The organism is Ignavibacteria bacterium, from assembly GCA_016873845.1.
GTDB lineage: Bacteria > Bacteroidota > Ignavibacteria > Ch128b > Ch128b > JAHJVF01.
Genome location: VGVX01000026.1, coordinates 14,965 through 33,518, shown reverse-complemented (window position 1 = coordinate 33,518; position 18,554 = coordinate 14,965). Strand labels below are relative to the sequence as shown.

The window sequence follows — 18,554 nt, the reverse complement described above, 5'->3', positions numbered from 1 at the left end:
TGATTCTGATGATGTTAAGAGTGTTGTAAAAGATATCGCTTTGTTAAAAACTTTGTTTAAGAATATGATGGAGAAAGAAGCACCTAAATATCTTTCACTTATCAAAGGCACTTATGACGATAAAGATGCTGATATACTGATCAGTCATTTCAAAGATAAATCAAAACGCAAGGAATTCTTTAAATACTACAAAGAACTTGAAATGCTTTACGAAATAATTTCACCAGATGCATTTCTAAGACCTTTCATAGACACCTATAAAACATTAACTCAAATTTATTATATCGTCCGTAATGCCTTTGCAAATAGAATTTATGTTGATAAAGAATTTCAGCGAAAGACTGTGGAGCTAGTTAAAGAAAATATTGATATAAATATTTTAGGCACTGGAACTGAGTTCGTAGGATTAGATAAAGCAACCATCGAAGCAATAAAAGAAAATAAAGCACCTGAGAATGTTAAAGTTATAAATCTTGTAAAGAGCATAGATAAAATTGCAGAAAGAGAAAGTGACGATCTAGTTATAATCTCATTGAAAGAGAAAGCTCATCAGATACAAGAAGACTATGAAGATAGAATAATCACTACAGAAGAAGCACTCGATAAACTAAAAGGAATTTTAGATGGCATAAGCGAGAAAGAAGAAAAGCAGAAACAGAAAGGATTAGATGATTTAGAATATTTTCTATCTGAAAAATTAAATGAATCCGGGATTAAGAATTCAGATGAAACAGCTAAGAAATTCAAAACAGCTTTTACTGAATTTCCCAACTGGAATAAAAGTGAAGCATCAGCAAGAGAATTAAGACTAAAATTATATGGTATTTTATTAGACGAAATAGATGATATAGACAAAGCAAATGCATTGATAGATCACTTGTTTAACCTATTTATAAGAGCTAATGAGCAGAACTAAAAGACAGATTAATACTTGGGTAAATAAAGCCGAATTTAAGAAAAGGGTAGTCAAATATGCCAAGGAGATAGATATCCCTTTAAAGAGCATTTCTGTGCGTCCTATGAGCCGTAAATGGGCTTCCTGCTCAACTGCTGGTAATCTCAGCTTCAATGCAGAACTCTTAGACATGCCTAAAAAACTAGGTGAGTACGTCATTGTCCACGAGTTATTGCACTTCCACGTTCCTAATCATGGTAAACTCTGGAAAAGTCTGATGAGAGCTTATTTAGGAAATTATGAACGATTGGGGAAGAAATTAAAATCATTGAAAATTGACAGATAATAGTCATAGTTCGGTGGCAAAGATATAGCAATTTGAAATGGTCGTAATAAATTATAAAATAAATATTTCTTTACTCACGTGTAATTTTGAAAATAATTATTACTACTTTTGCAATAAAAGTTTTAAATCAGAGTCATGTTAATGTTTGCTAAATCAATTGTTTAAAAGTTTCATCTTACATAAAGACCAAACCAATATCCTTGCATCGTCAAATCGAGGTCATAATGCAATTCGTTGATTACTTTATAATATTTCTTTATTTCTTAATTAGTTTCGCTATCGCGATTTATTACTCTAAACGAGCCAGTGGAAGTACAAATGAGTTTTTTCTATCAGGAAGAAACTTGCCGTGGTATTTAGCAGGACTTTCAATGGTTGCAACAACATTCGCTGCCGATACTCCCCTTGCAGTTACGGAATTGGTTGCAAAGAATGGAATTTCCGGAAATTGGATTTGGTGGAATTTTGTTTTCGGCGGATTGTTGACTGTCTTTTTCTTTGCGCGACTTTGGCGTCGAGCTGGAATTATGACCGAAGTCGAATTTGCGGAAATCAGATATTCAGGGAAACCAGCTATGTTTCTCCGCGGTTTCCGTGCTCTATACCTTGGAGTGCTAATGAACATTATTATTATGGGCTGGGTGAATAAAGCTATGATTTCGATTTTAACTGGTATGTTTGGAATCGACGAGGGAACTGTAATATTTTATGTTTTTGGTTGTATGATCTTAGTGGCAATTTATTCCGCGCTTTCAGGATTGTGGGGAGTAGTTATTACAGATGCATTTCAATTTATAATTGCAATGGTGGGCTGTATAATATTGGCAATTTTGGTTTTAGACGCACCTCAAGTCGGAGGGATTTCTGGTCTTCAAGAAAAACTTCCTCCCTTTGTTTTTGAGTTTTTTCCCAGAGTGACAGGTGAAGTTTCAAGTTTTGGAACAGCATTCGCTTTGACTTCAGCATCGTTTCTCGCATACATTGGAATTCAATGGTGGGCATCGTGGTATCCAGGTGCAGAACCTGGCGGAGGTGGATATGTTGCACAGCGAATGATGTCAGCAAAAAACGAAAAGCATTCTCTCTTTGCAACGCTGTTTTTTCAGATTGCACATTACGCATTACGTCCTTGGCCATGGATAATAGTTGGATTGTGTGCTCTGGTTTTGTACCCTGAACTTGGACCGGAAAATGCTGGAATGGGTTATATCTATGCGATGAAAGATTTTTTGCCGGTTGGTTTAAAGGGATTATTGGTCGCTGCATTTTTTGCCGCGTATATGAGTACAATTGCAACTCAGCTCAACTGGGGCTCGTCATACGTAATGAATGATTTTTATAGACGCTTTATCAAAAAGACTGAATCGGAAAAGCATTATGTACTTGTGTCAAGAGTTACAACTCTGATGTTGATGCTGGTCTCAGTAATCGTTACACTCTTTATCACACGAATTTCCGGTGCGTGGGAATTTATTTTGGAATGTGGTGCGGGAGTTGGACTTGTACTTATCCTCCGATGGTTTTGGTGGAGAATAAATGCCTGGAGTGAAATTTCAGCTATGATTACTCCTTTCATTGCGTATCCAATTGTAAAATATTACGAAATAAGTTTTCCATTTTCACTTTTCTATCTTGTTGGAGTAACGACTGTAGTCTGGCTTGCAGTTACATTTATAACAAAGCCAACTGATGAAGAAAAGCTGAAGTCTTTCTATAGATTAATTCATCCAGGAGGAATTTTATGGAAAAAAATTTCACTTCAATTACCAGATGTTATAAGTGATAAAGGATTTGCTGGAATGTTTCTGAATTGGATTTTTGGAGTTGCATTGGTTTATTCAATGCTGTTTGGAATTGGTAGTTTGATTTTTGCCGATTATTTCAATGCTCTTTTATATTTTTTGATCGTCTTAATCTCAATAACACTAATTTATAAAAATATTAGTGCTGCAACCGGTAAAATGTTTTAGCATTTAGTTTGGAAGTATATATAAAATAAATATTTTCTCTCTATGAGCATCTTGAACACTTTGCTATTATTAGCTATAATGCAATAGAAAAATTAAATTCTTTCAATGTTTAAATTACTTTCAAAAATAGACGTCAAAAAAAATCCAACACTGAGAATTTTAGTTGTACTTTCAACAATAGTTCTAATTTCATTCTTCTTCCCGACCGGTGAATCGATTGAGTTTGAGGTGAAGGTAGGAGATGTGTGGAATTCCAAAGATTTGATTGCCCCATTTACGTTCCCTGTACTGAAAGATAAAGCCGAGTTCGAAAGGGAACTTGAAGCCGCAGAAAAATCAGTTCACCTAGTTTTTGAAGAGCATGACTCAATTGAAGTCAAATTCATCGACGAAATTGACAGTTTAAATCGTTTGTTAACAAAAGAACTAAGAAGAAATAGTGAACGTGGAGATGTTAGCATTGATTCCATTGCGCCTTATTTTCAAAATCATTTCTCTCAAGAAGAACTAAATACTTTAATCAATTCAGTATCTTTAAGTAAAATCAGTTCAATATTTTCGGAAGTTAAAAAAACAGTTCGAATGGCCTATCAGGTTGGATTGCTTGATATTCAGAAGAGCGAAATTCTCAAAGATAGTATAACAATTCGCTCAGAAAATATTGAACGCGTTTATTCAAAACTTAAATATTTTGATATCTCAAATGTCGAAACCATTGTAAACGGAGTTGTTAAATCATTAAACGATCTTTCAATAGAAGAAAAAGCAATTACAGTTAAACTTGCAAAATCATTTATAACTCCGAATGTCATATTCAATTCAGAATTCACAAATCAAAATGTTGAACTCAGCAAATCAAAAGTTTCTCGAAATATTGATATCGTTGCTGAAAATGAAAAAATCGTAGCGAAGCATGATAGAATTACTCCGCAAATAAAACGGAAAATAGAATCATATAAAATATTGAAGCTGCAGCGAGCTGGTAAACTAAATGTGTATGCCCAATCTCTTGGAAAGATGGGACACATTGCCATGATTCTCGCGATTCTAGCGATCTATTCATATCTCTTCCGCAAGAAAATTTTTAATGACAACAGTAAAATATTATTAATTAGTATAATAATAATTCTCATATCAGTTTTAGCATTTCTTACTGTCAAAATTGAGGTTGACGCTCCGCTTCAGTATTTGATTTTAGTCCCAGTTGCATCCATGTTGCTCACGATAATTTTTGATTCGCGTGTAGGATTTTATGGTACTGTTGTAATCTCGTTGATTATCGCTGGAATCAGGGGAAACGATTATACAATTGCGGTTATTAGTTTGGTGGCTGGAGCTTTAGCCGCCTATTCGGTTCGTGATATTCGCAGTCGGAGTCAAATATTCCGTTCGATGATGTTCATATTCATTGGATACCTTGTTGGCATACTTTCACTTGGGCTTGAGAGATTCATTGAATGGGAAGTACTCGGTACAGAACTGACTTTTGCATTAGTGAACGCGGCATTCTCCCCAGTTTTAACTTATGGGCTTCTAATTTTCTTCGAACGAACATTCAATGTTACAACAGATTTAACATTAGTCGAATTACTCGATTTTAATCATCCGCTTCTTCAAACATTACAAACTAGGGCTCCAGGGACATATCATCACTCTGTTGCGATAAGCTCTTTAGCTGAATCTGCAGCAAAATCGATTGGTGCTAATCCAGTTTTAGCAAAAGTTGGAGCAATGTATCATGACATCGGAAAATCGGCAGATCCAAATTATTTTGTTGAAAATACTTCGGATGAAAGGAGTGATCACGATCAGCTTGATCCTGCTGAAAGCGCTGACATAATTATTAAACATGTTGAAGAAGGGATTGAACTGGGTAGAAAGCATGATCTTCCAAAAGAAGTGATCGATTTTATTCCTCAGCATCATGGAACAACAACTGCACAATATTTTCTTACTTTGGCAAAGAAAACCCAGAAAAAGGTTAATGAAGATTTATTCCGTTATCCAGGTCCAAAACCCCAAAAAAAAGAAACGGGAATAGTGATGCTAGCCGATGCAGTTGAATCTGTCTCGAGAACACTCGAAGATCCAAACCGCGATGAGTTGGAAGAAATTATTGATAAAATAATTCGCACCCGATTTACAGAACGACAGCTTGATGAATGTGATTTGACAATGAAAGACCTTACAAATATTAAAGAGAGCTTTTTAAATATTTTAAGTGGAATTTATCATCAGCGAATTGATTACCCGACAGAAAAACAGAACTAAATCTGCAATCAGATAAATGAACCACCTCAACAAGCTGCTCGATGAGTATATAGTTTTTCTGCGAGTTGAAAAGGGCTTATCAAGAAATTCACAGAATTCATATAACATTGATCTAAGTAGATTTATTCAATTTTTAGAAAATTATTCTATCGACGATTATGACTCATTAGAGTCAGATGTGATTCTTAAGTATTTTACACTCTTGAAAAATCTCGAACTGTCCAATCGTACAATCGGTAGAAATTTTTCGGCACTGAGAGGTTTTTTCAAATATTTGAGTTCTAATGATTATATCACAAGTAATCCCCTCGCCAAGTTTAAGCCGCCAAAAATTGAAAAAAAACTTCCTGTTGTACTGACTCAAAACGAAATTGAAAAAATTCTACAGGGTCCCAATGTAAAAACTATTCTTGGACTGCGAGATAGGGCAATGTTGGAATTCTCCTATGCAACCGGTACAAGAGTCTCGGAATTAATTAATATTAAAAAGACAGATTTATTTTTCAGCGATGGGATAGTTAGAGTATTGGGAAAGGGTTCTAAAGAACGCTTCATTCCTATCGGCAGTCACGCAATTCGCTGGACTGAAGAATATTTAGTTAAATCTAGAATCGTTCTAATTAAACAGAGTAAATCAGGAAATTTCTTATTTCTAAATAACCGAGGCAGCAAATTGACCCGGATGGGCTTTTGGAAAATTTTCAAGAGTTATATAGAAAAAACAAATATCAAAAAGTCAGTTCACCCTCACTCGATCCGGCATTCATTTGCAACACATTTATTAGAAGGAGGTGCGGATTTGCGAAGCGTGCAAGAATTGCTTGGACACAGCGATATATCAACAACTCAGATTTATACGCACATAGATAGAGAATTTTTGAAAGAAGTCCACAAAACTTTTCATCCGAGAGGATAGTGTCTTTACAAATTATTTTCCTGTATAATTGTACGAAATAAATTAGTAGTTAGTATTGTCTATTCAATAATGAGAAATTAAAGTTAATGAGTGAGATAGAAATTGATGTGAGATTAGTGATGTTCCTAATATCACTTCCAATATTTTTTCTTTCTTTAGCAATTCACGAGTACGCTCATGCTTTTAGTGCCTTTAAATTAGGAGATGATACTGCGAAGAGTGCAGGAAGATTAACTTTAAATCCATTTAAACACATTGATTTGATAGGAACAGTATTAATGCCGATTGCCGCTTATGCTTCTGGATTCGCATTGATCGGATGGGCTAAACCAGTCCCAGTTAATCCGAATTCTTTTGCAAATAAAAGACTTGGTGATGGAATCGTCTCATTCGTCGGACCTCTTTCGAATCTGATTGTTGCATTAACACTTTTTTCTGTGATTCTCTTTTTTCCTTCATCCTCAGTTTTTGAATTCAGTAACAGTACAATCACTTCCCACGATCTGCTATGGTATGGTGTGTTCTTAAATGTCTTCTTGGGATTCTTTAATTTGCTTCCAATTCCTCCGCTTGATGGCGTGCATATTTTGCATTCTATTTTTTATAATAAATACACAGAAAAATATGCTAATGTTGGATTCATTGGTTCTTTTATTTTGCTGATTTTCATTTACAGTCCATTTTGGAAGTATTTTATATCGACAGTAAATTCAACAATGAATTGGCTAATAAGAATTTCAAACAGTATGCTGTAAAATTAATTTCATAAACTTAATCATCAGCTGAACTTCTATCTATAATCTCGTCTCTTTTGAAAATCTAAATTAGTAATTGGAGGAAGCTCTCTGCTTGACTCTTTACATTTTCGATATTCCCAGATTTTTGCATATAGTGCCATTGTATAAATTGATGAAAAGAGAGCAAGGATAAATCCTTGGAATCCGTCTTTATAACCTCTGTTCGAAAAGAAAAGTCTAATAAAAGCTCCAATCGGATTCACAACAAGATGATACCAGCGAACTTTTTTGTTTTTAGGATCTGAGAATTTATTCGAAACATGGAGAGATGTGTAATAATTAATTCTCTGCAGATAATCATACAAAGTATGATATGTGTAATGATATAAAAGTCCTTGTAATTTAGCTGCCTTAGTTTTTGCACGAAAAAATCCATGTACTTCAGCATGAACTGCCGACACGGAATCTTTTCTAAAAAATCTTAGTTGATAATCTGGATACCAGCCGCTGTGCTCGATCCATTTTCCAAGAAAAAATACTTTTCTAGGAATTTCAAATGCAGAAATAGAATGTTCTTTTGCGGTTAAAATTGATTCAATTTCTTCTCTAAGCTCTTTAGAGATTTCTTCATCAGCATCAATTACAAAAACCCAATCATTTATCGTTTGATTAATTCCAAACTCGACTTGCCTTGATGATCCAGGATACTCACGTTGGATAATTTTCACGTTAAATTTACTCGCTAATTCAATCGTTCGGTCTGTACTAAAAGAATCAATTAAAATAATTTCATCAGCCCACTTTGCGCTTTCAAGACATCGTGAGATATTTTTTTCTTCATTAAAGGTGGTAATTACTAAGCTAAGAGGTTTTCTCATGTAAGTTTCTTGTTTTATTCGTAATACGTTTTCAATCAGTATGCTAAATTACAGTGCAACTTTATAACAATTATACAGATTTTCAACCGAAATATAGCTTATGTTTTATAAAATGGATTGTTTATTTTTGGGTGTTTATATGCAGATTTTGTTAAATAAAGGTATTTAATGAATAAAACCAGACTCAATAGACGCAAAGTTTATTTTCGAGTTATCAAATACGTAAAACCATATTGGCGTCATTTGATAGGTGTATTACTGACGACAATATTTTTCACTATTTTCAGCGGGCTCTCCATTTATTTAACAATCCCGTTGCTGGAAACTTTATTTCAAACCGAAATTCAAGCTGAGAATTCTAATCTTTCAACCGTCGAATTGAATCTGAAGCCGAAAGCAGAAACTTCCGGTTCAGGATTTTTATCTAGTATTAAGGATGAACTCTCAGGTGTGATGTTTTCGTTTATAGATAAACCTTCAAAAAGGGAATCGTTATTCAGAATATGTTTGATAATTGTACTCGCATTTTTATTCAAGGCAATATTTGGTTATGCTCAATCTTATTTAATGGCTTATGTTGAACAGGGATTTATTCGTGACTTAAGAAATCAAACTTTTGCTCATCTAAACAAATTATCGTTGAGATATTTTACTAATGAACGTATCGGAAATTTAATTTCTCGGATCACAAACGATATAACTATGATAAATACTGGCATTTCAGCGAGTTTTGTTACTTTGGCAAAAGAACCACTTTTGCTTATTGTTTTTCTTTTGCTTGCACTTGCAATAAGCTGGCAGTTGACAATTCTTTCGTTAGTTGTAATGCCATTTTCTTTGGTAATAATCAGTTGGCTCGGTGTTAAACTTTATAAACAGAGTTATTTGCTTCAGGCAAAAATGGCAGACCTCACTTCATTCCTTCAAGAGAAGATCTATGGAACGAAAATCGTAAAAGCGTTCAACATGGAAAATAGAGAGAATGAAAACTTCTTTTCACTTACTAATCATTTTTTCAAAATAATTCTTAAAATCACGCGAATCAGAAATATCGCTTCTCCTGTTACGGAGTTTTTAAGTATTGTCGCAGGAGTATTAATTATTTGGTATGGCGGGATTCAGGTTCTTGAGTCACAGACATTAAAGGCAAGTGAGTTTCTAGGATTCCTTTTCATAATATTTCAAATTATGCCGCCAATTAAAGAATTGAGCAATGTAGCTAATCGTTTGCAAGAATCAACTGCTGCTGCATCAAGAGTTTTTGAGGTAATTGATGAACCAGTTTCCGTTACAAGCTCACCGAGCAGTAAACCATTTAATGAGTTTGAAGATAAAATAGTTTTTGACAATGTATCGTTTTACTATGAAAAAAATCATGTTGACATTTTAAATAATATTGATTTTCAAGTTAATCGTGGAGAAGTAATTGCGCTCGTTGGTCCAAGCGGGGCTGGAAAAACAACTCTCGTTGACCTTCTTACAAGATTCTATGATGTTACATCAGGGGCAATTTTAATTGATGGAATAGATATTCGAGATTACGATTTGAAATCACTGCGGGATCACATTGGAATTGTAACTCAAGATTCAATTCTTTTTAATGACTCAATTAGAAACAACATTAGTTATGGTTTCGAAAATCCATTAGATGAAGAAATAATCGAAGCAGCGAAAGCAGCGAACGCAAATGAATTCATTACTAAACTTCATATGGGGTATGAGACAGTAATTGGTGAACGCGGGTTAAAATTATCCGGCGGTCAGCGCCAAAGACTTTCAATTGCCAGAGCTTTATTGAAAAATCCACCAATCATGATTTTTGATGAAGCTACTTCAGCATTAGACAGTGAGTCTGAGATTCTTGTGCAAGAAGCAATTGAGAGGATGATGAAGAATCGTACAACATTTGTTATTGCTCATAGATTGAGCACTGTTAGAAAAGCAAATAAAATAATCGTAATAGATAAAGGAAAAATTGTTCAAATCGGCAGGCACAATGAGTTAATTTCTGATACAACAGGTCTATACAATCGTCTTTACACATTGCAATTCATGATGGATGAGGAGTCCGAATGACTTTAACTCGTGAAAGAATAATTCAGATAATTGATAGAATTGGTTTCGTGTTTTTATTTATTTTTGCTGCAAGCTTGACAACGTCGATTTTTGTAAATCAAATCGGTTATTTTGGAGCGTTAATAACTTTATTGGTAAAATTCTTATATCAAAAAAGTTTAGATAAAAAATCTACCGGACTTGAATCATTATTTATTGCTTTGATAATTACTGAATTAATTTCCGCAATTTTATCAGAGAACAGCTCGCAATCATTTCACAATGCATTTAAGCGCGCGATCCTTTTACCTGTGATATATTTGCCGTCGTATTATCTTCATAATGAAAAAAGATTTAAAAGGTTTTTCTTTGCGTTTTTAGCAGTCGCATGTCTTGGAATGTTAATATATTTATTTTTTGCTTACCGTCATTATATCGAGCAGATTTATGTACGCGAATCGAAAGGTCCATCGCCGTTTCAGTATGTGATGACTGCAGGTGGACTGATGAGCATTGTAACAATTATAATGTTCGGATTCCTGCTGCAAAAAAATTTAAGCTTGAAATATAAACTTTTGACTCTTGTTGGAATTTCAATTTCGATAGCAGGTTTGCTTTCAAGCTATACCCGCGCAGCATGGGTTGGAACCGCAGCAGGAGTAATTTTTTTGCTAATTTTGAATCGAAATTGGCTGCTGATAGGAATATTAGCTGCTGGTATAGTAACATTCTTTTTATCAATAAGTAGTCGCAGTACGTTGTTAAGTTACGATCTAACTCACGGTGAAAAAAGCTTCGAGTATGAAACTGATGGGAGGGCATATTCATTTGCAGGATTTGGTGAATATTTGCTGATAGCCGATTACGATCAAGGAGTTTTATTCGGAAAATTGAATGAAGGAAAGTTCGAATTAATAAGTAAATACGAAACCAATTCCCCTGCAATTTCGGTAAATATATTAGATCAAACTGCAATTGTCTTATTGTTAAATTCTGAATTTCTTTTTTACAAAGTTGATGCTTCCGGACTTGAGTTGATAGAACCTTTTATATCTCCTGGCAGGGTAACTTCGTATAGTATTCGTGATTCATTAATGTTTGTATCTGAGTACGAAGATGGTTATTCGATAGTAAATATCAAAAAACCGGAAGAAGTTTCACTTCTAAGCTCTGGAAAACTTCCTGAAAAGAAAAAGGTTGCTCTTTCCAATGTGATAGTCAAAGATAATTTCGTTTATTTCACCTGTCCAGAAATTGGACTGTTGATCTATGATTTTTCAGATTTAAGCTCTCCATTAAAGCTAAGTGAGTATACATCGGATGGAGATCCTAATGCAATGGTTCTCTATAAAAACTTACTTTATCTAGGAGATGGAAAATATGGAATTCGGGTAATTGATATTTCAAACCGAAATAATCCAAAACTATTAAGCACGATCAAGCTTGACGGAAGCGTCGGCGGATTGAGAGTCGAAAATAATTATTTATGGGCAAGTGATTTTATTGGAAACTTATACCAGATAAATATTGAAAACCTCACTCAGCCAATAATTAAAAAATTTGTTTCTTTGGAAGGTAGAATCACTTCCTTTGAAATAAACCATGATGAAGTTTTGATAACCAAATTAAAGCGAAGCCGTTTCAGTTCAATTTTTGATCCTTACCATTCCTCCAACATTGAGCGAATGAATCAGTTTCAAGTCGGATGGTCAGTATTCAAAGATAATCCAATTTTTGGCATTGGAAATATTGACCTCAATGAAATTTACAAGAGATACCGTGACAAGACAGACAAATATTCTTACGGGCATCTTCATAATAATTATTTACACATGTTGGCAATTCTTGGAATTATTGGATTTATAATTTATATCTACATTCTCATAAAAGTTTTTATTATCCACTTGAAGAGTTATCAGCAATGTGTTAAGAATGAATTCTATCGATCTGTCTCAAGCGGATTATTTGCTGCTTTTATCGGAGCATGCGTCAGCGGTTTATTCGAATATAATTTTGGTGATCATGAAATCGTTACAATGTTTTGGCTGCTTGCTGGCTTAAACATTTCGATTCGAAAATTGGTGAGAGTTCAACAATGACAATTTCAGCTTGTATAACCGCATTCAACGAAGAACTCAATATTCAAAAAACATTGAAAAGTCTTAACTGGGTTAATGAGATCATTTTTGTCGATTGCGAAAGCTCAGACCGCACTGCGGAAATCGCTCAAAAATATAATTGTAAAATATTTTCACAGCCGAATAATTCTAATCTCAACGTAAATAAGAATTTTGGATTTTCCAAAGCATCATCAGATTGGATTCTATGTCTAGACGCTGATGAAGTAATTCCGCAAGAATTAAAACTTGAGATTCAAGCTTTAATGAAGAAAAGTATAGTCGAGCATGGTTTTTTTCTTAAGCGAAAAAATAATTATTTCGGAAAGTTTCTGATGCATGGAGGGAATTATCCTGATAAGCAGCTTAGGCTTTTTAGAAATGGTTTTGGTAAATTTCCGGCAAAGCATGTTCATGAAAGATTGAAGGTTCAGGGAAAAATTGGAATCCTGACCGAACCATTTGAGCATTATCCCTATCGAGACATAAAACAATACGTCGAGAAGCTCAATTTTTATACAACCTTTGAAAGTGTGTACAGATATAACGGAGGTCAGAGGTTTTCAGCTAATAATTTTTTTATGGTTTTATTCTCTGCTTTCATTAGATTTTTAAGAAGATATTTTTTCAAATTAGGTTTCCTTGATGGATTTCAAGGTTTTGCTGCAGCTTTTTTTGATTATGTAAGTCAAATGTTAATTCAAATTAAATTATGGGAGGTATGCCGAAATGACAGAAATGGCTGAAAAGAAAATACACCAAGCAATGTTTTTGCAATTGATACTCCAATATCAGACTACTGCAATGATTGGAATGGGTAAAATAAAAAACCCAATGACAGATAAAATCGAACGTGAAATGGATCATGCAAAATTTTCAATAGATATGCTTGATATGTTAAAAAGTAAAACAAATGGCAATCTGGAAAGTGATGAAGAAAAATTCTTAGACCAAATTCTAAGAGACCTCAAATTGAACTACGTTGAAGAGAGCGGCAAAGATAAAACTTCTTCTAAAAGCGAAAATGATAAAACCGAAACCAAGAGCGCTGATTTTGAGGGAGAAAAAAGTGCAGAATAAAATATTGAAGCTTGGTATAATTGCAAACATCAATAAATCCGAGATTAAAGATAGTGTTGTCGAATTCGTCGCTAATAATATTGATACCTATAAATTCATACTAAGCCGATATGCGTATAAATTTCTTGAGAAACCGCTAAAAGATAAGAGACTTCTTAAAAAGATAAAATCTGTGAATGAAGACAATTTCAGAAATAAAATTGACTATTTGTTGTCGTTCGGCGGTGATGGAACTATGCTTTACAGCGCAAGCGTAGCCGTTAAAGCAGATGCTCCTCTTATTGGAGTGAATTTTGGAAAGCTTGGATTTCTTGCTGATGTGAATTATTCTGAATTGAATCAGCTGCTTAGCAAACTTCGTAAAAATGATTATAAGCTTGATGAGAGAATTCTTCTTAAAGGTGAAATATCATCACCAAATAAAAAGAAGTTTTTCGCTCTGAATGATATTGTGATTGAAAAAGGAGGATGGTCAAGAATTATTGAGATCAATACATGGGTGAATATGAAATTCTTGACAACTTTTCGTTCTGACGGATTGATCATTAGTACACCTACTGGTTCCACAGCATATTCTTTATCAAGCGGGGGACCGATTCTACTTCCAGATTCGAATGTAATCGTATTAAGCCCGATTTGTCCACATACACTAACCGTGCGCCCAGTCGTGATTCCAAGCGACTGCGAAATACTTATTGAAGCAAAATCTTCTTATAAAACTGTCATGATTAATTGCGATGGTCAGCAAGTCTTTAAATTAAGACCACCAGTGAAATTAAAAATTAGTAAAGCGAAAGAATCTCTAAAGTTAATAAAAAAGAAAAATTCGGATCACTTCCAAACTCTCAGAGAAAAACTGATGTGGGGAATGGATGTGAGAGAAAATATTTAGAATTTATATTTCATTTGAATTGGAGTTGAGTGTGAAAAATTATTTTATCCTATCCTTCTTAATCGTGTTTTCATTGCATGGATATTCCCAAACAGTAAATCAAGTAATAACTGATGAACGTTCCGGTAAACCAATGCTTCGGGGATTATGCACTTCTGAAGTTCTAAAATCTGACACATCCTTTTCTTGGTGGTTTGAATCAGAATATGAAAACTACGTACCTAACGATTCGGTTATACGGTACATCATTTTGAAAGATGTTCAAATATCTATTGTAATGGGTACTTGGTGCGGCGATACGCGGAAACAGCTTCCACGTTTTATAAAGCTACTCGATCAATTGGAATTTGATAAAAATAACTTAACGATGTATGCGGTAGATAGGAAAAAGAAAGCTGAAGGAATAGATATCGATTATTTTGTAATTGAACGTGTACCAACATTCATTTTCTATAAAAACAACTTTGAGCTGGGAAGAATAATTGAAACACCAAATGTTTCGCTTGAAGGGGATATGATGAATATTTTAAGTGATATGGAAAAGAAGTAAATGGAAAATTACTTTTAAAAATGTTGAACCGAGCTCTAAATCATTTTCACACTTTGATTTTTAATATTTGATTTGTCTTCCTCTTACTCTTCAATGAGTACAGGAAGATTGATCCCTTCAAAATTATCCATCTCAAACGAAGGAATATCATTTCTATATTCTGCTGATTTTACATCAGGATAAACAAACGTTTCGTATTTGTAATTTCTTAACACTACTTTTTCATCGTCTTGATGCAAAACATATTGTGGAAGAATAGGAATTTTTCCTCCGCCTCCAGGTGCATCAATAACATAGTGAGGAATTGCCAAACCAGAAGTATGACCTCTGAGCTTATCCATAATTTCAAGTCCGACTTTGATCGGTGTACGAAAATGATTCGCACCTTTTGTCAAGTCTGCTTGGTAGAGATAATATGGACGCACACGCATTGCCAATAATTTACGGAACAACTCTTTAATGATTTCTGGATTGTCATTTACACCGCGCATTAATACACATTGATTGCCAATTGGAATTCCAGCGTCAGCTAAGAGTTCGCAGGCTTTTCTACTTTCTTCAGTGATTTCCCAAGGATGGTTAAAATGTGTATTGAGATATATTGGATGATACTTCCGAAGCATCTTAACTAATTTCAGCGTAATTCGATGCGGAAGGACACATGGCATTTTTGAACCAAGTCGGATAATTTCAACATGCGGAATTGCACGGAGTCTCTTTAAAATCTTTTCGAGCATAAAATCTGTGAGCATAAGGGGATCACCGCCGGAAAGAATAACATCGCGGATCTCGGTGTGCTCTTCTACATATTTAAATGCAGACTCCAATTCCTTCATAGATATTTTACTCGGATTGCCGACTTTTCTTTTTCGAGTACAAAATCGGCAGTACATTCCACATTGACTGCTTGTTAAGAACAGAACACGGTCAGGATAACGATGGGTAATATTTGGCACGGGGCTCATTGAATCTTCACCAAGCGGATCTTCGGGTGCATCGATATCATTTAATTCAACTTCATCTGGTACGCATTGAAGCCAGATTGGATCTCCCGGATAACGAATTAAGCTGAGATAGTATGGATTAATTCTTGCTTGAAAAAAATTATCAAGTCTGGATGCAATTTTTTTATCCAGGTTAAACTTTTCAATCAATTGATCAACAGTGTGAACACTATCTCTGATCATTTCTTGCCAGAGTTCCATGACATTTGTCCTTATTTAGTTCAAGTATTTTCCGAAAATCACTAGACTGTCGGACTTTTTATAAAAATCTTTTATGACAGCCAGTTCCGAATAATGATTTTTTATATAAAAGCTTCTAGTAAGGTCGTAATCTTTTCTGGAAGATGTTTCCGCTAAGATCAGTCTTCCATTTTTATTATAGATTAAACTTTCAGCGTGCTTTAACAATTCAGCACCGATTCCAGTTCCAGATTTTTCTGGATCAACGACAATCCAATAAAGATCAAAAACTCCTTCCGTCAATGCACGTTGCCCGATGCAATAGTAGCCGGCAACTTGATTTTCAAATTCTGCAACGCGAACAATGTAGTCGCTTAAATTATCATTACAGATTGCCGAGTCTATTAATTCCATTCCGATTACTTTTTCTTCATCAGAAAAATTCTGAGTCCGCTGTAAAATACTTTCCAAAGCAGATCTATCTCGTTCTTTAATATTTCTAATCTCAATCATTTTCTGGCCAAAGCAAAATTGATTATCGTTACTAGTAATTCTTCATAGCTTAAACCATAAGTTTTAGCTGCACGCGGAAATCCTGCATCTTGGGAAATGTCAGGATTGGGATTAACCTCAAGCACATAGGGAACATTATTTTTTGTAAGTCTCAAATCTACACGGCAATAATCCCTGCATCCAAAAAGTTCTGAGATGGATAATGACATCGCTTTAATCTGATCCGCAATTTCGTCCTTTAGCGGAGCCGGACAAACCGGTACGGTTGCTTTGTAGTAAATGCTCTCAGTCATCCATTTTCCATCATAAGTCACAATTTTAGGTAAATCGCCTGGGAGCGTTGAAAAATCTATTTCTGAAAGTGGAAGCGCAATTTTCTCTTGATCACCTAGGATTCCGGAATTTATTTCTCTGCCATCAATATATTCCTCGACAAGAATCGGCTGCTTGAAATTCTCGTACATGTATTCGACACGAGTTTTCAAGTTATGTTCATCATGAACCACTGATTCTTCACTGATACCGACGCTTGCATCTTCCCATGAAGGTTTTACTATCACCGGAAATTGTAAATGATTTCCAGAAATTACTGTTAATGGATCAGTGTACAAACGCCAATTTGGAATATTCACTCCTGCAGCTTTCAAAAACATTTTAGCTTTATGTTTATTCAGGCAGAGTCCGAGTGAATAAGCATCGCAACCGGTGTAGGGAATATTCATCAGTTCAAAAATTCCAGCAATAAACATTTCTTTAAGAGATTCGCCTTCAACACTTTCAACTAAATTAAAAATCACATCTGGTTCTTCTCGTTTCAACTCACGTATTAGATATTCGACATCATTAAGAATATTAATATTAGTAGTATCGAAACCAAGATTATTTAGAGTGCAGCGTATTTCTTCAAATTCTTCTATTACACCAACTTCTGATAAATCGATCGATTCTTCAACTTTAGTTTTGTTAATTCTGCCATCATAACTTTCGTAAATTCCTCCGACTGGTTGATTGAAAGCGATCAATATTTTAGGATTATTCTTTTTCATATTTCATACCGTTTTCTAGCGGCATTCAGAACACTATTTATCATCTGATTGTAATCTATTCCCGCAGTTCTGGCTGCCTTTGGGAAACAAGAATTATCAACTGGATTTGGTAAAATTCCTGGTAGAGGATTAATCTCAATCACATTGGGAATACCACTAGAATCGAGTCTAATATCGATACGCGACCAATCTTTGCACCTCAAAATATTGTAGGTTTTTCGGCATGTTTCCTCGATTTTTGAATATAAATCTGGAGGAAGTTTTGCCGGGCAATCGAAAACTTCCATCGGTGTTTCACGAGTGTCCAGGATCCATTTTGCTTCATAAGAATAGATGGGTAAAGTACCTTTGGGGAAAACATCATGTTTTAGTTCGACAATGGGAAGCACTTTTGCTTCATCACCATTTCCAAGAATCGCTATAGTGAATTCTCTCCCAGAAAGAAACTCTTCAACCAAAGCAGACTCACCATATTCTTTTGTAATTCGATTGATCTCGCGATTTAATTCGGAAAAATTATTCACAAAAGAAGATTCAAAGATCCCCTTGCTTGAGCCTTCGGCAATTGGCTTTACGATGAGCGGGAAAGATAAGCCGATATGATTGTCTTTGAGCGGTTCGCTGAAAATTTTGAACTTCGGATTCGGAATTTTGTGGTATGATAAAATTTCTTTGGTGCGTGATTTGTCTAAACAGATTGCTAAGGTGACAGGATCCGAGCCTGTGTATGGGATGTTTAGGAATTCGAGCATCGCAGGAATTTGAGACTCACGGCTGCTTCCATTAAAACCTTCTGCGATATTGAAGACGATATCAGGTCTCAACTGATTGAAATGGTGGAAAACATCATTATCAGCTTCAACTAAAGTTACATTGTGATAAAGAGCGAGTGCATCACGAACAGCAAAAATGGTTTCTTCAGTATCCCACTCAGCAAATGTATCTACACTAATCTCTGAAGAGTAGTTAAACTTTTTGAGAAGGGGGTTCTTATGCGATGCAGAATCAAAATTTTCTTGTTTGATGTTGTACGTAAGTGCTACGTTCAATGATTGAACGTGATCAGTATCAATTGAGATAAAGTGTTTCCTCTGTTTGTTCGAC

16 protein-coding genes are annotated in these 18,554 nt (G+C 34.8%); 11 read left to right on the top strand and 5 right to left on the bottom strand.

Annotated elements, in window-relative coordinates:
- The first annotated feature begins 902 nt into the window (after positions 1-902).
- The 5 genes from FJ213_06855 to FJ213_06835 all read left to right on the top strand — a co-directional run bounded on the left by FJ213_06855 (position 903) and on the right by FJ213_06835 (position 7,153).
- Entirely contained in the window at positions 903-1,241 is a 339-nt protein-coding gene (locus FJ213_06855) for a M48 family metallopeptidase (GenBank protein ID MBM4175877.1), read from the top strand.
- 224 nt (positions 1,242-1,465) lie between these two features.
- On the top strand, positions 1,466-3,211 hold the full coding sequence (locus tag FJ213_06850) for a Na+:solute symporter (protein MBM4175876.1): 1,746 nt from the start codon (positions 1,466-1,468) through the stop codon (positions 3,209-3,211).
- Positions 3,212-3,316: 105 nt separating this feature from the next.
- Positions 3,317-5,482, top strand: a complete 2,166-nt coding sequence (locus FJ213_06845; GenBank protein MBM4175875.1) for an HDIG domain-containing protein — start codon at positions 3,317-3,319, stop codon at positions 5,480-5,482.
- A gap of 16 nt (positions 5,483-5,498) precedes the next feature.
- Positions 5,499-6,398 (top strand): site-specific tyrosine recombinase XerD, encoded by a 900-nt coding sequence (xerD, locus tag FJ213_06840; GenBank protein MBM4175874.1) that lies wholly within the window; start codon positions 5,499-5,501, stop codon positions 6,396-6,398.
- An 86-nt stretch (positions 6,399-6,484) separates the two neighbouring features.
- Entirely contained in the window at positions 6,485-7,153 is a 669-nt protein-coding gene (locus FJ213_06835; GenBank protein ID MBM4175873.1) for a site-2 protease family protein, read from the top strand.
- 35 nt (positions 7,154-7,188) lie between these two features.
- Here the strand turns inward: FJ213_06835 and FJ213_06830 are convergent, their stop codons facing one another.
- Complete coding sequence (locus FJ213_06830; GenBank protein MBM4175872.1) at positions 7,189-8,013, bottom strand: glycosyltransferase family 2 protein; 825 nt, start codon at positions 8,011-8,013, stop codon at positions 7,189-7,191.
- 168 nt (positions 8,014-8,181) lie between these two features.
- On the opposite strand from FJ213_06830, the gene FJ213_06825 reads away from it, so the two are divergent.
- The 6 genes from FJ213_06825 to FJ213_06800 are packed head-to-tail and all read left to right on the top strand — an operon-like array spanning position 8,182 to position 14,707.
- Positions 8,182-10,089 carry an ABC transporter ATP-binding protein gene (locus FJ213_06825; protein ID MBM4175871.1) on the top strand — a complete coding sequence of 636 codons (1,908 nt, stop codon included), beginning with the start codon at positions 8,182-8,184 and terminating at the stop codon, positions 10,087-10,089.
- Entirely contained in the window at positions 10,086-12,167 is a 2,082-nt protein-coding gene (locus FJ213_06820; GenBank protein MBM4175870.1) for a hypothetical protein, read from the top strand. Before FJ213_06825 ends, FJ213_06820 begins: the two co-directional genes overlap by 4 nt.
- Positions 12,164-12,931, top strand: a complete 768-nt coding sequence (locus tag FJ213_06815) for a glycosyltransferase family 2 protein (GenBank protein ID MBM4175869.1) — start codon at positions 12,164-12,166, stop codon at positions 12,929-12,931. Before FJ213_06820 ends, FJ213_06815 begins: the two co-directional genes overlap by 4 nt.
- Positions 12,915-13,265: a DUF1844 domain-containing protein gene (locus FJ213_06810; protein ID MBM4175868.1), complete on the top strand. Its 351-nt coding sequence runs from the start codon at positions 12,915-12,917 to the stop codon at positions 13,263-13,265. Before FJ213_06815 ends, FJ213_06810 begins: the two co-directional genes overlap by 17 nt.
- Positions 13,210-14,157 (top strand): hypothetical protein, encoded by a 948-nt coding sequence (locus tag FJ213_06805; GenBank protein ID MBM4175867.1) that lies wholly within the window; start codon positions 13,210-13,212, stop codon positions 14,155-14,157. Before FJ213_06810 ends, FJ213_06805 begins: the two co-directional genes overlap by 56 nt.
- Positions 14,158-14,188: 31 nt before the next feature.
- Complete coding sequence (locus FJ213_06800) at positions 14,189-14,707, top strand: thioredoxin family protein (protein MBM4175866.1); 519 nt, start codon at positions 14,189-14,191, stop codon at positions 14,705-14,707.
- 83 nt (positions 14,708-14,790) lie between these two features.
- On the opposite strand, the gene FJ213_06795 is transcribed toward FJ213_06800, so the two are convergent.
- From FJ213_06795 to FJ213_06780, 4 genes are read right to left on the bottom strand one after another with little or no spacing between them, the layout of a single operon-like run.
- A complete protein-coding gene (locus FJ213_06795) occupies positions 14,791-15,912 on the bottom strand; it encodes a KamA family radical SAM protein (protein ID MBM4175865.1) in 1,122 nt (373 codons plus the stop codon).
- Positions 15,913-15,927: 15 nt separating this feature from the next.
- On the bottom strand, positions 15,928-16,404 hold the full coding sequence (locus FJ213_06790; GenBank protein MBM4175864.1) for a GNAT family N-acetyltransferase: 477 nt from the start codon (positions 16,402-16,404) through the stop codon (positions 15,928-15,930).
- Complete coding sequence (locus tag FJ213_06785; GenBank protein ID MBM4175863.1) at positions 16,401-17,450, bottom strand: ATP-grasp domain-containing protein; 1,050 nt, start codon at positions 17,448-17,450, stop codon at positions 16,401-16,403. Before FJ213_06785 ends, FJ213_06790 begins: the two co-directional genes overlap by 4 nt.
- Positions 17,447-18,499 carry an ATP-grasp domain-containing protein gene (locus FJ213_06780; protein MBM4175862.1) on the bottom strand — a complete coding sequence of 351 codons (1,053 nt, stop codon included), beginning with the start codon at positions 18,497-18,499 and terminating at the stop codon, positions 17,447-17,449. The genes FJ213_06785 and FJ213_06780 overlap by 4 nt, the downstream gene beginning before the upstream one ends.
- Positions 18,500-18,554: the final 55 nt, after the last annotated feature.

What these genes read in the sequence shown, in the direction of transcription:
- FJ213_06820 (MBM4175870.1), top strand. Translation starts at nt 10,086, where the DNA reads ATGACTTTAACTCGTGAAAGAATAATTCAGATAATTGATAGAATTGGT.
- FJ213_06855 (MBM4175877.1), top strand. Translation starts at nt 903, where the DNA reads ATGAGCAGAACTAAAAGACAGATTAATACTTGGGTAAATAAAGCCGAA.
- FJ213_06810 (MBM4175868.1), top strand. Translation starts at nt 12,915, where the DNA reads ATGACAGAAATGGCTGAAAAGAAAATACACCAAGCAATGTTTTTGCAA.
- xerD (MBM4175874.1), top strand. Translation starts at nt 5,499, where the DNA reads ATGAACCACCTCAACAAGCTGCTCGATGAGTATATAGTTTTTCTGCGA.
- FJ213_06830 (MBM4175872.1), bottom strand. Translation starts at nt 8,013, where the DNA reads ATGAGAAAACCTCTTAGCTTAGTAATTACCACCTTTAATGAAGAAAAA.
- FJ213_06785 (MBM4175863.1), bottom strand. Translation starts at nt 17,450, where the DNA reads ATGAAAAAGAATAATCCTAAAATATTGATCGCTTTCAATCAACCAGTC.
- FJ213_06850 (MBM4175876.1), top strand. Translation starts at nt 1,466, where the DNA reads ATGCAATTCGTTGATTACTTTATAATATTTCTTTATTTCTTAATTAGT.
- FJ213_06835 (MBM4175873.1), top strand. Translation starts at nt 6,485, where the DNA reads ATGAGTGAGATAGAAATTGATGTGAGATTAGTGATGTTCCTAATATCA.
- FJ213_06790 (MBM4175864.1), bottom strand. Translation starts at nt 16,404, where the DNA reads ATGATTGAGATTAGAAATATTAAAGAACGAGATAGATCTGCTTTGGAA.
- FJ213_06845 (MBM4175875.1), top strand. Translation starts at nt 3,317, where the DNA reads ATGTTTAAATTACTTTCAAAAATAGACGTCAAAAAAAATCCAACACTG.
- FJ213_06805 (MBM4175867.1), top strand. Translation starts at nt 13,210, where the DNA reads ATGATAAAACCGAAACCAAGAGCGCTGATTTTGAGGGAGAAAAAAGTG.
- FJ213_06795 (MBM4175865.1), bottom strand. Translation starts at nt 15,912, where the DNA reads ATGGAACTCTGGCAAGAAATGATCAGAGATAGTGTTCACACTGTTGAT.
- FJ213_06815 (MBM4175869.1), top strand. Translation starts at nt 12,164, where the DNA reads ATGACAATTTCAGCTTGTATAACCGCATTCAACGAAGAACTCAATATT.
- FJ213_06825 (MBM4175871.1), top strand. Translation starts at nt 8,182, where the DNA reads ATGAATAAAACCAGACTCAATAGACGCAAAGTTTATTTTCGAGTTATC.